Origin of the sequence: Lentilactobacillus curieae, assembly GCF_000785105.2 — a bacterium.
Classification (GTDB): Bacteria; Bacillota; Bacilli; order Lactobacillales; family Lactobacillaceae; genus Lentilactobacillus; species Lentilactobacillus curieae.
Window position 1 is genome coordinate 1040676 of record NZ_CP018906.1, and the last position, 14740, is coordinate 1055415.

General features: G+C 40.5%; 12 protein-coding genes. 9 read left to right on the plus strand and 3 right to left on the minus strand.

What is annotated here, in order from left to right; all coding sequences use genetic code 11:
• The first annotated feature begins 96 nt into the window (after nt 1-96).
• The 8 genes from araA (at nt 97) to PL11_RS04985 (ending at nt 8413) form a co-directional block, all read left to right on the plus strand.
• The gene (gene araA / locus PL11_RS04950; protein ID WP_035167768.1) at nt 97-1527 is read left to right on the plus strand and encodes an L-arabinose isomerase; all 1431 of its coding nucleotides are present in this window, start codon (nt 97-99) and stop codon (nt 1525-1527) included.
• A gap of 75 nt (nt 1528-1602) precedes the next feature.
• Nucleotides 1603-2160, plus strand: coding sequence for a sugar O-acetyltransferase (locus tag PL11_RS04955; protein ID WP_035167769.1), 558 nt, complete (start codon nt 1603-1605; stop codon nt 2158-2160).
• Between the two features lie 17 nt (nt 2161-2177).
• Nucleotides 2178-3035: an aldo/keto reductase gene (locus tag PL11_RS04960; protein WP_035167770.1), complete on the plus strand. Its 858-nt coding sequence runs from the start codon at nt 2178-2180 to the stop codon at nt 3033-3035.
• A 249-nt stretch (nt 3036-3284) separates the two neighbouring features.
• The gene (locus tag PL11_RS04965) at nt 3285-3776 is read left to right on the plus strand and encodes a DUF1440 domain-containing protein (protein WP_035167771.1); all 492 of its coding nucleotides are present in this window, start codon (nt 3285-3287) and stop codon (nt 3774-3776) included.
• A gap of 20 nt (nt 3777-3796) precedes the next feature.
• Entirely contained in the window at nt 3797-5116 is a 1320-nt protein-coding gene (locus PL11_RS04970; protein WP_035167772.1) for an MFS transporter, read from the plus strand.
• Nucleotides 5117-5180: 64 nt separating this feature from the next.
• The gene (locus PL11_RS04975; protein WP_152638998.1) at nt 5181-5840 is read left to right on the plus strand and encodes a histidine phosphatase family protein; all 660 of its coding nucleotides are present in this window, start codon (nt 5181-5183) and stop codon (nt 5838-5840) included.
• A 70-nt stretch (nt 5841-5910) separates the two neighbouring features.
• A complete protein-coding gene (locus tag PL11_RS04980) occupies nt 5911-7440 on the plus strand; it encodes an ABC transporter permease/substrate-binding protein (RefSeq protein WP_035167774.1) in 1530 nt (509 codons plus the stop codon).
• Between the two features lies 1 nt (nt 7441).
• Complete coding sequence (locus tag PL11_RS04985) at nt 7442-8413, plus strand: ABC transporter ATP-binding protein (RefSeq protein WP_035167775.1); 972 nt, start codon at nt 7442-7444, stop codon at nt 8411-8413.
• On the opposite strand, the gene PL11_RS04990 is transcribed toward PL11_RS04985, so the two are convergent.
• The 3 genes from PL11_RS04990 to PL11_RS05000 all read right to left on the minus strand — a co-directional run bounded on the left by PL11_RS04990 (nt 8404) and on the right by PL11_RS05000 (nt 13260).
• Nucleotides 8404-9747, minus strand: a complete 1344-nt coding sequence (locus tag PL11_RS04990; protein WP_035167776.1) for a dihydrolipoyl dehydrogenase family protein — start codon at nt 9745-9747, stop codon at nt 8404-8406. The genes PL11_RS04985 and PL11_RS04990 overlap by 10 nt on opposite strands.
• Before the next feature lie 105 nt (nt 9748-9852).
• A complete protein-coding gene (locus PL11_RS04995; RefSeq protein WP_035167777.1) occupies nt 9853-11259 on the minus strand; it encodes an MFS transporter in 1407 nt (468 codons plus the stop codon).
• Between the two features lie 258 nt (nt 11260-11517).
• Nucleotides 11518-13260 (minus strand): phospho-sugar mutase, encoded by a 1743-nt coding sequence (locus tag PL11_RS05000; protein WP_035167778.1) that lies wholly within the window; start codon nt 13258-13260, stop codon nt 11518-11520.
• Between the two features lie 168 nt (nt 13261-13428).
• On the opposite strand from PL11_RS05000, the gene PL11_RS05005 reads away from it, so the two are divergent.
• Nucleotides 13429-14418, plus strand: a complete 990-nt coding sequence (locus PL11_RS05005; protein WP_035167779.1) for a LacI family DNA-binding transcriptional regulator — start codon at nt 13429-13431, stop codon at nt 14416-14418.
• Nucleotides 14419-14740: the final 322 nt, after the last annotated feature.

The following is a 14740-nucleotide window of genomic DNA, read 5'->3' on the forward strand; positions in this document are numbered from 1 at the left end:
ACAAATATTTTATAATCATATTTGTAAGCGATACCATTACATGAAACACGGGTCGCACGGATTTCAGAAATAATTATATAGAGGAGAGACATTATTATGTTAAAAGTTCCTGATTATGAATTTTGGTTTGTAACTGGTAGTCAACACCTTTATGGTGAAGAACAATTAAAGTCAGTTGAAAAAGATGCCCGCGAAATCGTGGACAAATTAAATGCAAGTGGCAAATTACCTTACAAGGTAGTATTCAAGATGGTTGCTACTACTGCTGATAGCATCACAAGCTTTATGAAAGAAGCAAACTACAACGACAACGTTGCAGGTGTTATGACTTGGATGCACACATTCTCACCAGCCAAAAACTGGATCCGTGGTACTAAGTTATTGCAAAAGCCTTTACTTCACTTAGCTACTCAATTCCTCGACCACATTCCATATGAAACTATCGACTTCGATTACATGAACCTTAACCAAAGTGCTCATGGTGACCGTGAATATGGTTTCATCAACTCACGTCTACAAAAACACAACAAGATCGTTTACGGTTACTGGGGTGACGAAGAAGTTCAATCAGAAATTGCTGATTGGGAAGACGTTGCTGTAGCTTACAACGAAAGCTTCAAGATCAAGGTTGCTCGTTTTGGAGACAACATGAGAAACGTTGCTGTTACTGAAGGTGACAAGGTTGAAGCCCAAATCCAATTTGGTTGGACTGTTGATTACTTTGGTATCGGTGACTTAGTACAAGAAGTTAACGCTGTATCAGATAGCGATATCGATGCTAAATACGCTGAATTACAAAAAGAATACGAATTTGTTCAAGGCGACAACGACGCCAAGAAGTACGAAGACTCAGTACGTTACCAAATCCGTGAATACTTCGGAATCAAGAACTTCCTTGACAAAGGTAACTACTCAGCATTCACTACTAACTTCGAAGACCTTTACGGTTTGGAACAATTACCAGGACTTGCAGTTCAATTATTGATGGCTGAAGGTTATGGATTCGGTGCCGAAGGTGACTGGAAGACAGCTGCTCTTGGACGCTTATTGAAGATCATGACTCACAACGAATTGACTGCATTCATGGAAGATTACACTCTTGAATTGCAAAAGGGTAAGGAAGCAATCCTTGGCTCACATATGCTTGAAGTTGACCCAACAATCGCTTCAGACAAACCTCGTGTTGAAGTTCACCCATTGGATATCGGTGGTAAAGATGATCCTGCACGTCTTGTATTTACTGGACGCGAAGGTGAAGCTTACGACGTAACTGTATCTGACTTTGGTACTGAATACAACATGATTGGTTACCCTGTTACTGCTAACAAGGCTCCTAAAGACACTCCACATCTTCCAGTTGCTAAGCAAATGTGGACTCCAAAGGTTGGCTTGAAGCATGGTGCAACTTCATGGATCAAGTACGGTGGTGGTCACCACACAGTTCTTGTATTCGGTGAAAACAGAGAACAACAAATCGCTGACTTAGCTGAAATGTTCGACTTACCATTCAAGGACATCAACGAATAATCAGTTAGATTAAAAATTTTGCAAAGGGACGTTCTAAATAGAACGCCCCTTTGTTTGTTATAGGAGTTGCTGTAGATGAGTAGGACAGAAAAGGAAAAAATGCTAAATAACGAGCGGTATTTAAATACCGACCCGGAACTAGCAAGTGATCGGAAGAAAAATCGTAAATTGGTGAACCAATTTAACGAAGTTGCCAAGGAAAATCCAGAGGCATCAGCAGCAATAATTAAGCAAATTTTTGCTAATACTGGTGAGCAGATCGACATTCAACCTGATTTTCGTTGTGACTATGGATATACCGTTTCGGTTGGGGAAAACTTCTTTGCCAATTATGGATGTGTTTTTATCGACGTTGGTAAAATAACCATTGGTGATAATTGCATGTTTGGCCCAGGAACCCATATCTATTCTGTAAATCATCCACTTGATCCAGTTGAGAGAAATCAAAATTATGAGTTTCCCAAACCAGTTACGATTGGCGACAATGTCTGGATTGGTGGGGATGCAGTAATTGTTCCAGGTGTAACCATCGGAAATAATGTTACAATTGCAGCAGGCGCTGTTGTAACGAAGTCATTCGGTGATAATGTCGTAATTGGCGGAAATCCAGCACGGGTTATTAAACATATTTAATTTGTTGGAGGATATTCATGAGCAATTTTAATATTGGTACCAGAGTAAAACTCGCAGATGGCAATGAAATGCCTATCCAAGGCCTGGGAGTATACAAGATGACTGATGAGCAGCAACTGATAAATTCAGTTAAGACTGCCTACAATACCGGCTATCGATTGTTTGATACCGCTCAAATGTACAAAAATGAAGCAGCTGTTGGCCAAGCTTTAAAAGAATTAGGTGCAGACAGAAAGGAAATCTTTGTAACCACTAAGATTGACGAAGAAAACCAGGGTTACGATGGGGTAATGAAGTCGTTTGAAGAATCACTTAAGAAACTTCAATTAGACTACGTTGACTTGCTATTGGTTCACTGGCCAATTCATCAACACTTCTTTGAAACATGGCGTGCTTTTGAACAATTAAAGGCAGAGGGCCTTGTTAAATCGATTGGAACAAGTAATTATGGAATGCTTCACCTTGAGTATTTGAAAACAAAGGCAAATGAAATGCCAGTAGTTGATCAAATTGAAAACCATCCATACTTGTCTCAAGAATCAATGCTTGAATTTAACCGGGAAAACAACATTGTAACTCAGGCATGGGCTCCATTGGGTCGAGGTCGAATCTTTGATGATCCTACATTGGTTCAAATTGCCAATGCTCACCAAAAATCGACAGCTCAAGTTATTTTGCGTTGGCACTTACAACGTGGTAACTCGTTTATTCCTAAATCAGTGCATGAAAACCGCATTGTTGAAAATGGTTCAATTTACGATTTCGAACTTACTGATGAGGAAATGAGCTTGATTGCTGGAATGAACAAAAATACCAGAATTAGCCAAGAGCCAGAAATGGTTTATGAGATTGGCCACCAGTACCCACATGGTTGATTGGTACGACAAATACTGTGTGTAGCAAACATCATGATAAAAGAAAAAATGCCGTTGTAATTTCATTTTTTGAAATTATGCCGGTATTTTTATTTTTCCCAACCCTTTTTAATTCACACTTCTACGCTCATCAACATTAAACCTGGATAACTAGTAAAATTAATAAAATTTATTCCGATTATTGATAAAAAATGATATACAATAGTAATTGAGATAAGTTGTAAACAATTTAGTTTGGAGGAATTTAGGATGACTAAGAAAACTTCAATTATAAAAATTGCTGCGGCAGGTGCCGCAGCCGGCGTAGTTTCTGGCTTTGTCAAATTAGGCTGGGAAGCATTACTTCCACCAAGAACGCCAGAACGAGATGCTACTAACCCACCACAGGCTACTCTGGAAAAGATGGGGATGAGTAAGGAGCAATCACATGCCACTTACACATATTCTAATCATGAAATCCCTTGGATGAGTTTAGTGGTTCACTTTACTTTTTCATCGACATTTGGAGCAATGTACGCTGTTGCAGGACATTACGTTCCATTATTTAAACTTGGACGAGGAGTGTTCTGGGGCCTAGGTGTTTGGGCAGGTGCCCATTTGCTTGGGATGCCAGCAATGGGGGTTGTTCCAAGTGTTAAGGAGCAACCAGCTGAGGAACACATTTCTGAAGCTGCTGGTCATGCTGTCTGGAATTGGGTCAACGATGCAGTTACTGACGAGCTTTTAAACCGTAAAAAATAGATTGATTAGAGGGTTGCCACGTGGAAAATGAAACGAAATGGCCCGAGCGAATTAGCTATGGGCTGAGTGACGCAGCTGATAATTTAGTTTTTCAAGTAATGACCACGTACCTGCTATTTTTCTATACGGATGTGTATGGATTAAAAGCAGGTGATGTAGCCGTACTATTTTTGATCGCGAGAATTGCTGATGTTTTTGAAAGTCCAGTAGTTGGTTGGATGATCGATAAAACCCACTCACGATTTGGTAAGAGTCGACCGTTCTTTCTATGGTATTCGTTACCCTATGCAGTTTTTGCGGTATTGACATTCGTTACGCCTGATTTCAGTCCAGCTGGAAAACTTGCCTGGGCTTACGTTACATATTTGGGACTAGGATTTTTGTATACCGCGGTTAACCTACCGATAACATCAGTACTGCCAACAATGTCACGTAACCAACGAGAGTTAACTTTGTTAGGAGTGATTCGTCAGTTTGGTGGGAGTGCTATCCAAATCGTGGTGGCGGTATTCACGCTGCCATTGGTCGCTACTCTAGGCGGACATAATCAGCAAAAGGGTTTTCTGTTGACGATGATTTTGTTTGCTGCAATTTCTCTTTTCTTAATCCTAAACACGTTTTTTCATATTCGTGAGCGCCATACTGTTGCCGAGATAGCGCACCGTCCATTTAAGGTGGTTCTTAATTTGGCTGCCCATAACAAGCCCTGGATTATTTTATCCCTGATTATTTTTTGTTTCTGGCTTGTGACGGCGATTAAAAATCAAACGACCGTATATTACTTTAAATACGTATTTAATGACCAAGGCCTCGTGGCCTGGGCAAATAGTTTTACCTTTTCATCGCTGATTGGCGTGGTTCTGATTATGAAAGTTACTGATCATGTCGGCAATAAACGAACGATGAGAACCGGAATGCTCATTGCTTTGATTGGCCAGATATTCTTGATGTTTGGGGTTATTAGCAAGACGTTGATAACAATTTTTGCGGGAATTTTGATTAACAGTATTGGCCAAGGGATGATTGTTGGGCTAGTGTCGATTATGCTTTCTGATACGATTCGTTATGGTATTAGCTTGGGAGCTCAGGCCGAGGGATTTCTGTCGTCAAGTAACGATTTTGGCGTAAACCTAGGACTAGGGATCGGTGGTCTGGTAACTGCCGGTTTGTTTGATTTAGCCGGCTACGTTCCAAATCACGCCCAAAATTCTAGTACGATTTCGATGATCAACTTAAACTATGTTTGGATTCCATTAGCCCTATATGTCTTATTAATTATTTTGATTCATTTTTATCCGGAAGAAAAAATGTATGCCCAAATCAAAAGTGTAGAAAACTAACCCCATGGAACAATTGCTAAACTAGGTTATAATTAAGGCATAAATCTAGGAAGTGGGATGATCAATAATGACAGTTACCGCATACATGGTTCGTCACGGGCAAACGTACCTAAACTACTATAACCGGGTTCAAGGGTGGATTGACTCACCATTGACTGATAAAGGGATTGAGGATGCCAAAAACGCCGGTAAACGGCTCAAGGACATTAACTTCACCGCATCATTCAGTAGTGATTCAGGTCGGGCAATTGATACGGCTCGATTGATCATGAAACAAAATCCAAATAATATGAATATTGTTAGTTATCAGTATCCCGAATTAAGGGAGCAGTTTCACGGGTACTTTGAAGGTAGCGATTTAAGCCAGATGTGGCAGTTTGTTGGGGTCCAAGTCCAAGAAACGACCGAAAGTGAAGTCTTAAAGAACTTTGGGTTGGAGCGTGCGCGAGATTTGATTCATCGAGCAGATTTATACAATCACGCTGAGAATAACGCCATGTTTTGGGAACGCCTTAATTATGGATTTGACAAGATTCGCGAAAACACCAATGATGGTGATCAAATCTTAATTGTTTCCCACGGAATGACAATTAGATCAATCGTTGATCGTTATGCGCCTAAGTTGGATATTGGTGAAGCAACTGCTAACGGTAGCGTTACGAAACTAAAAATTAATGATGACGACATTGAAGTTGAGTACTTTAACAACCTTGGTGAAGTTTAAGTAATAAATTAGGGGCCGGATAATCTGGCCTCTTTGTGTATAAACAATAAGTTTTTGATTGGAGTAAACAATGGCTGAATTTGTGCAAACTTTAATTGAAAAGCGGGCTGACCTTTGGCAGGCAATTGGCCAGCATATTTGGCTATCGCTAGTATCGCTGCTGATTGCGATGATTATTGCGATTCCAATTGCTATCGCTGTCCAGAAACATAAGCGAATTGCAGAATTATTGAATCAGTTTGCTGGGGTCTTACAGACGATTCCTTCGCTAGCTTTACTAGGACTATTGATTCCGATTGTTGGAATTGGCCAAGTGCCAGCGGTGATTGCGTTGGTGATTTACGCAATTTTTCCGATTTATCAAAATACGTTTGTGGGAATATCGTCCATTGATGACTCCTTGGAGGAAGCAGCCGATGCTTTTGGAATGACGAGGTTTGAAAAACTACGTAGAGTTGAGTTGCCAATTGCGATGCCAGTAATATTGACTGGAATCCGTCAGGCAATGGTATTGATTGTTGGAACTGCAACCTTAGCAGCTTTGATCGGATCAGGTGGTTTAGGAACTTTTATTTTGTTGGGAATTAGTAGAAATAATAATTCAATGACTTTAATTGGTGCCATTGCTTCGGCGTTGCTGGCAATTGCCTTTAGTTTGCTGATCCAGTTACTTCAAAGATTACGGTTACGGACGATTTTAATTTCAATTGGAGTTGTTCTCCTTGCGTTCTTAGGGATTAGCGGTTTTCAGACCATTCAAAACTCTAGCCAACAAATAGTTATTGCTGGGAAAATGGGTTCAGAACCAGAAATCTTAATCAATATGTATAAGGACTTGATCAAGGATGACAACCCGCGAGCAGATGTTGTGTTGAAACCTGACTTTGGACAAACTAGTTTTCTTTTCAATGCCCTAAAATCAGACCAGATAACCATTTACCCAGAATTTACTGGAACGGTCCTCCAGGGCTTAGTAAAGGGCAAATACGATGTGCAACAGATGCCGGCTACTGAAATTTATGATACTGCCAAGCACAGCTTGAATAATCAGTTTAAAATGCAGTATTTAAAACCGATGAAGTATAACAACACCTACGCACTTGTTGTTAAGCAAAGCTTCGCCAATAAGTACCACCTTGAAACGATTTCTGATTTGAGAAGGGTGGAAAGTCGCCTTCATGCGGGCTTTGACCTAGAATTTATTGACAGGCCAGATGGTTACAAAGGTATCAAACAAAAATATAACTTGGCGTTTAAATACAAATCGATGGATCCGGATTTGAGATATGAAGCAATCAATAAGGGAGCCGTGAATATCGTGGACGGGTACTCAACAGACTCGCAAATTCGCCAGTATCACTTGGTGGCTTTAAAGGATGATCGTAATCTGTTCCCCGTATATCAGGGGGCACCGTTGATGAAACATAAGTTTGCCCAGGATAATCCTAGAGTTGTTAGTGCACTAAATAAGCTATCTGGAAAGATTAGTGAACGACAGATGCAACAGATGAATTATGAAGTTAACGTCTTGAAGAGGTCGGCTGCCTCTGTTGCGAAGAATTATCTGGTTAAGCATCGCTTGATTGGAGGTGACCGTTAATATGACGGACCCGATTTTAAAGTTAGACCACGTTAGCAAACAGTTTAGCGATCAACTAGGAGTTGCTGATGTGTCTTTGACAGTCAACGATGGTGAGTTTTTCGTTTTGGTTGGTTCTTCCGGAAGCGGGAAGACCACCACTTTGCGGATGATTAACAGATTGATTGAACCATCCAGCGGGACGATTACTTTCCATGGCAAAAACACGGCGGAATATAATTTACGGGAATTGAGAACTTCAATTGGATATGTTTTACAAGATATTGCCCTGTTTCCGAACATGACGGTTCAGCAAAATGTCTCCTTAATTCCTGAAATGCGCGGGAAGGATAAAAAGGCCACTAAGCTGCTTGCGGAACAATTGCTTCGGGAGGTGGATCTAGATCCCGAACAATATTTACAAAAGATGCCGGCAGACCTTTCTGGGGGAGAGCAGCAACGGGTCGGAATCTTAAGGGCATTTGCAGCCAACCCCAAGCTGATTTTGATGGACGAGCCCTTTAGTGCGCTTGACCCAATTTCGCGGCGACAACTTCGAGAATTAGTAAAAAAAATCCATGAAAATACTCATAGTACAATAATTTTTGTCACCCATGATATGGATGAGGCTCTAGAGCTGGGAGACAAGATTGCGGTTATGAGACTGGGAAAAGTTGAACAGATTGGTTCGCCAAGTGAGATTGTGTCAACGCCAGCCAATGACTTTGTGGCAAAGATGTTTTCCAAGTCGCTGGCTCACGATATCTACGGGGTTTACCTAAATAAGCTAGCTTTGATGGGTTACTTAACCCAAGATAAAAAAACTACCGCAACGGTTCCTTCGATTGAAGAAACCGCTACGGTAGGCGATGTACTTTCTTTGATTAATCAGGCGGGAGAGGTAAAAATTATGCGTGGACAAATCTCGGCTGGCTACCTAACTCAGTCTGAATTGTTGAGGTTTATGGCAGATTTTCAAAAAGCTCACAGGTAGTAAGTCATGTCAGAAGCTGGAGTTGGGTAAGCAGGAATTTGATGGGCTACTGCTTGCTTATCTGCTTTTTGGTTAATTTCAAATGTAAAGTAGTTGATGATTTCGTCAGCGATTTTAGACAGTACGGTTGCACCCGCAATTGTGCTGTTCTTTTTGTCTAGAACAGTAATGACAACTGCATTTGGATCTTGAATTCGGTTAAATGTGTACCAGCTACCAGTCTTAACTGTTTTAACGGTGTACAAAGATGGATTGTCAACGGCTTCAGAAAGTGAAACTCCGGTGGTGGCAATTTGTAGCGATGAGTATACTACTTGAGGAATTGCAGGATACCGAATTGAATCGTGGTCATTATTGGTAAGAATTCCTTCAGCAACGTATGCCCCTTCAAATGAAGCAACTGGGGTTAGTTTAGGTTGCGAACGGTTAACAACATCACCAACCGCATAGATGTTGGGGTTGGATGTCTCTAAGAATGCGTTAACTTGGATGCCGTGGTTATCATAATTTACGCCGGCAACGTTTAAGTTTAGAGAATCGAGCTTAGGAACCCGACCCATTGCGGCAAACACTTCGTCTACTTCGATACTAAAGTCATTTTCTCCAAGCAGTTCGTAGTCCCCATCGGCACGTTCCCTGATAGATGATAATGTGGTATCAAAGTGGAAGTGAACACCGTGATCCTTCATTGAATCCACTAAAGCACTTGTAAGTTCCTTTGGGTATCGTTTAAGAACTTGATCATTGTGCTGAATCAGGTGAACTTCAGCTCCGGATTCTGCAGCGATGTTTGCTAGTTCGATACCAACAAAACCACCACCGATAAAGGCAACCTTTTCAGGCAAATGTGGCATGCTTAAAAAGTCTGCACTGGTGTGAATAAACTCATTTCCTTCAATTTGAGGAATTGCTGGATGAAGTCCGGTGGCTAAGACAAATTTATCAGCTTGATAACTAGTGTCATTAACCGAAATAGTTGTTTCGTCAATAAAGGTCGCTTTGCCGTGCTCAGTTAAAATATTTGCGGACTTGAGTCCATCAAGGGTTCCGGAAGGAATTTTTTCTGTGTACTGTTTTTTAAATTCCATCATTTCTTCCCAGTTAATACTGGAATCGCTTTTTAAACCAACTGCGGCTAGGTCAGCAGCTTGCTGCTTAGTATGTACAACACTGTAAAGCATCTTTTTGGGATCACATCCACGGTTAGGACAAGTCCCACCCCAGAGATCATTTTCGACTACAAGGACAGTTTTATTGCTTGCCAGACCGTAAGCGGCAGCTAAACCACCTGGGCCGGCACCAATAATAATTACATCGACTTTTTTATCTGCCATGATATAAACCTCCCGACATTATTCTTAACTACTATTTTAGCATGTTATTTGGTTGGCTACTGATAAAAAAAGTGAGGCCAACTTTCCGTTGGCCTCACAGCTGCTTTAATATTCCCGTTTTGTAGTGTTTTTGTTTTGCATCGTAAAGTTAATGATGGCAGACACAGTGGCGATTGCGCCGAGGACTGCCAAGAAGATAAACGCAATTTGACCACCAGCAAATGTCCGACTGATAAAGCTACCAGTTCCGCGTAGTTGTGCGTTAGACAGCATCGCAGCCAAGATGCCGACACCTAATGATCCAGCATATTGTTGTAGCATGTTGAACACTGAATTTACGTCCGGACTGTTTTGAGGCTTTACTAAGGTTGTTGCATTTCCAATTGAATTTGAGAATGCCATGTTGAACCCAAACCGTAAGAAAATGTATAGGGCGGCAACTAGAATTGAACCTAGTAAGCTTTGAGTTAAGAAATAGAGTAAGCTTCCGAGGGTTACTGCACAGGTCCCGATGATAATTGGTAGTGCGTATCCCTTGGTATCAGCCAACTTACCAGCGAATGGTGATGTGAAGGCACCGACCAAAGCTCCAGGTAGCAAAATCAAGCCCGAAACCATTGAGCTGGTGTGCATTACGTACTGACAATACACGGGAATTAAGAAAGAAATCCCGATGTTGATAAATTGAAGAATGAAGTAGGTAATGGTTGATAGTGTGATATTAACGGAACTATAAATGGACAAATCAAAGAGTTGTGATTTCCCCCGGCCATTTGAAAATAAGAAGGCTGCAATTGCAATGATTCCTAACACAATTGGTGCAATGGCCTTAATGTTACCAATTCCGACTGAACCACTTTGGCTAACTCCAATCACGATACTTGTAAATGAAATGGCAATCAAAATTAGACTGACCGTATCAAATGATTTGTCGGTTCCAGAATTTTCCAAATCAACGTATAGATAACCCAATATCAAACTAGCAACCACAATTGGTAATACTAACCAGAAAATCATTCGCCAGTCTAGCATGGTAGCAACGATTCCCCCATAGGTAGGCCCCAGAGCTGGAGCGAATGAAATTACCATTCCAGCGACTCCAGTCATAGTTCCAATCTTATTTTGAGGAATTTTAGCGAAAATAATTTGATACATAATTGGAGTTGATAATCCAGTCGCAATTGCTTGAATCAATCTTCCAACCAACAGGACTGGGAAGTTCATTGCAATGGCACACAGTATATCCCCAATGATGAATGAAGTAGCCGCAAAGATTAAGAGATTTTTGGCAGGAAATTTCTTCAATAAAAATGAGGTGGTTGCCATAACCAGAGTTACCATCAATAAGTAACCAGTTGTAATCCATTGTAGAATATCCAATGAAACTGAGAATTGTTTTGCTAACTCTGGGAAGGTAACATTCATTGATGTTTCAGTCAGGATCCCAGTGAAAGATAGCAGTGCAGTCGCAAAAATGGCTAGGTACGTTTTCCGTTCGATTTTTTGTTCCAAATAAGCATCTCCTCATAATAATTCTTACCGCTTGCCAGCCTAAAAATAATTGCATATAAAATGAGTGCCACTGCTGGCACCCATTAAGGTATTGCATAGCAAGTTTTTCGAATGTTTTTCTCTAACAAAGCAAGTTTACTCTGATTCAGAAAAAAATGCCAAGTGATTGTTCAAACAAAAAAGGAGCACTACATGAATCTTCGATTCAGTCGTAGTGCTCCTTATCGTCTACTTATGCCTAAATTATTTACGACACAACTAGTTATTAATCAATGCGTTAATTTGTTTATCCAGTTCTTTTTCAAATTCAGATAACTTAGCTTGAACGGCATCTTCAGTTTTGTCAACCAGGCCAAGGTAGAACTTGATCTTTGGTTCTGTTCCTGAAGGACGAACTGCTAACCAAGTTTCATCATCAAACCAGTACTTGAGTACGTTTGATTGTGGTAGATCAATCTTGGTAGTTGAACCATCAGCTGCTGTTTCAGTTGATGTTGAGTAGTCAGCGTGCTTAACCACTTTGTGGCCGGCGAGTTCAGTAATTGGGTTGTTTCTCAATTCATCCATCATGTGAGCCATCTTTTCCTTACCGTCAAGCCCGTCAAATTCTTTAGCAACAGTCTTTTCAGCGAAGAATCCGTACTTGTTGTACATTTCTTGGACACCATCGTAAAGGGTCTTGCCTTGGCTCTTGTAGTAAGCAGCAACTTCGGCTAATAGTAGAACGGTTTGAATTGCATCCTTGTCACGAACAAATGGCTTAACGAGGTAACCGAAACTTTCTTCAAAACCAAACAGGAAGGTATGGTCATGATTGGTTTCGTATTTGTGGATTTCTTCAGCAATAAACTTAAATCCAGTCAACACGTTCTTAGTTTCAATTCCAAATGAATCGGCAATTTTTGCGGCTAACTCAGTTGAAACGATTGATTTTACAACCCGGCCGTCTTTAGGCAAGGTGTTCGAATTTTTCTTGGCAGTCAAAATGTAGTTTAAAAGAACACTGGCAATTTGGTTACCACTCAATAGTTGGTAATCGCCGTTTGGCAAACGGACTGCAGCACCAAGGCGGTCAGCATCGGGATCGGTAGCAATCAAAACGTCTGCGTCGACTTTCTTCCCAAGTTCCTTTGCTAAGTCAAAAGCTTGTGGAAATTCAGGATTTGGGAATGGGACAGTTGGAAATTCGGGATCGGCAATTGTTTGTTCTTTAACAACAGAATAATTACTAAATCCTGCTTCTTCCAATGCACGACGGGCGATTACGCGGCCAGTTCCGTGAAGTGGCGTGTAGACAAACTTCATAGATTTACCGGTGCTTTTTACTAACTCAGTATCAATGTTTACGGTTTTTACTTCGTCAAGGTATGCAGAATCAACGTTTTCACCAATGATACTCATTAATTTAGCTTCTCTAAGCTTACCTTCTGGGGCAGCTTTAATGGAAAAGAGATCCTCGGTTTTACGAATGTATGAAGTAATCAAGTCTGATTCCTTTGGTGGCATTTGACCACCATCTTCACCATAAATTTTAAAACCATTGTATTGCTTAGGATTATGACTTGCGGTGATCATGATTCCTGCATAAGTATGTAGATGGCGAACTGCAAATGATAGTTCTGGAGTAGGGCGAATGTCATCGAATACAAATGACTTAATGTTATGAGCTCCGAGTACTCTGGCAGCTTCGTGAGCAAATTCTGATGATTGGTAACGTGAGTCAAAACTAATTGCAACGCCACGGTCACGAGTTGCTTCATCCAAAGTATCCATGAAGGCAGCTAACCCTTCAGTTGCTTGGCGAACTGTGTAGATGTTCATCCGGTTGATGCCGGCACCTAGCAATCCTCTCATTCCAGCGGTTCCGAATGATAATGGGGCTGCGAAGGCATCCTCGATTTTGTCGTTGTTTCCTTTTAAGCTATTTAAGTCTTCTAGTAAGTTTTCTGGTAAGTTAGGTTGCTTGGTCCATTTTTCATATAAAGTCTGAGCAGTATCCAATGTAATGGCCTCCCGTTATTTTTAGCTTAATTATAAAAATTTACCTACGGTACGTCAATGATTTTACTAGGATAAATCCTAATAATAGTCGCAAAGGCTTGACTTGATAAGGTAAACAAAATATATTTATTTTAGTAAAATAAATTGAACGAAAAGGTTGAAAACATCATGGCTACTATAAAAGATATTGCCGAGAAAGCCGGAGTATCAATTACGACGGTGTCTCGAGTACTAAATTATGATAAATCATTATCAGTCAGTGAAACTACCAGAAAAAAGATTTTTCAGGTTGCTGAATCAATGTCATACACAAAAAATCGCAGGAAAGTCTCTGCCCAGGATACAATCGCGATTGTCCAGTGGTATACAGAAACTAAGGAGTTAGATGATTTATACTACTTATCTATCAGAATGGGTGCAGAAAAGGCTGCGGCTAAGGAAAACTTTAAGGTGAAACAGTATTTTGCCAACGATTCTCTAAACGATATTGGTGACGTTAAGGCAATTATTGCGATTGGTAAATACAGTGATGCCCAAATCAAGAAACTGGCCAAAAAGTCTGAAACACTAATTTTCGTTGACTTTGACACGCTTTCTAAGGGATACGACTGCGTAGTGACTGACTTTGACAACTCAACTAGAAATGTAATTGATAGTTTTATTGATGCAGGAATTACCAATATTGGGATGGTTTCGGGAACGGAATCCACTAGCGATGGCAAACTTACAATTAGCGATCCGCGGGTTGCCACATTTAAGAATTATTTGTCGCAAAAAGGATTGTTCGAACCAGAAGACGTCTTTACAGCTGACTATACTTTAGATGGTGCATATGAATTATTACTGGATAGGTTGGAGACGATGGGGGATGCTTTTCCGAAGGCGCTGTTTATTTCAAACGACGCAATGGCAGTTGGTGCCGTGAAGGCGTTGACTGAGAAGAAAAAGCGGATTCCAGAAGATGTTAGTATCGTCAGTTTTAACGATACTTCCATCGCCAAGTACGTTATTCCTGCCCTTAGCTCGGTTAAGGTTGAGACTACCAGAATGGGTGAAGTGGCACTTAATATGGTTAAGAACGCCATTGAAACCGGTAAGCAGACTACTGAAAAGGTTGTTGTATCAAACGAGCTTATCAAGCGAGAAAGTAGCATCTAGCATTACCAAATACTAATTACTAAAAGTGCCAAACTAAAACTTTTTTTAATTGTCCAGATTCCCCGGAATACATTGACTTATTGCTAATCTCAATTATAATTTTATTTATAATAACTTAAATTTTATAGTAGGGGATTTGTGTATCTTAATCACAAAAATCCGAAAAATAAATCAATAATTGCGGTTTAGTACACGTGTGTTCACTGTTCGTAGAGGGAAGTTCGGTTGTTTGCCAAATTAATGTTTAAGCAAATTTTTAATAACATTAACCCAAATACGTTTTACTATACAATGCCAATCGCTAATTTTTTAGATGATTGGC

Excerpts from the sequence above, each read along its gene's own strand:
- araA (WP_035167768.1), top strand. The coding sequence starts at position 97 with ATGTTAAAAGTTCCTGATTATGAATTTTGGTTTGTAACTGGTAGTCAA.
- PL11_RS04955 (WP_035167769.1), top strand. The coding sequence starts at position 1,603 with ATGAGTAGGACAGAAAAGGAAAAAATGCTAAATAACGAGCGGTATTTA.
- PL11_RS04960 (WP_035167770.1), top strand. The coding sequence starts at position 2,178 with ATGAGCAATTTTAATATTGGTACCAGAGTAAAACTCGCAGATGGCAAT.
- PL11_RS04965 (WP_035167771.1), top strand. The coding sequence starts at position 3,285 with ATGACTAAGAAAACTTCAATTATAAAAATTGCTGCGGCAGGTGCCGCA.
- PL11_RS04980 (WP_035167774.1), top strand. The coding sequence starts at position 5,911 with ATGGCTGAATTTGTGCAAACTTTAATTGAAAAGCGGGCTGACCTTTGG.
- PL11_RS04985 (WP_035167775.1), top strand. The coding sequence starts at position 7,442 with ATGACGGACCCGATTTTAAAGTTAGACCACGTTAGCAAACAGTTTAGC.
- PL11_RS04990 (WP_035167776.1), bottom strand. The coding sequence starts at position 9,747 with ATGGCAGATAAAAAAGTCGATGTAATTATTATTGGTGCCGGCCCAGGT.
- PL11_RS05005 (WP_035167779.1), top strand. The coding sequence starts at position 13,429 with ATGGCTACTATAAAAGATATTGCCGAGAAAGCCGGAGTATCAATTACG.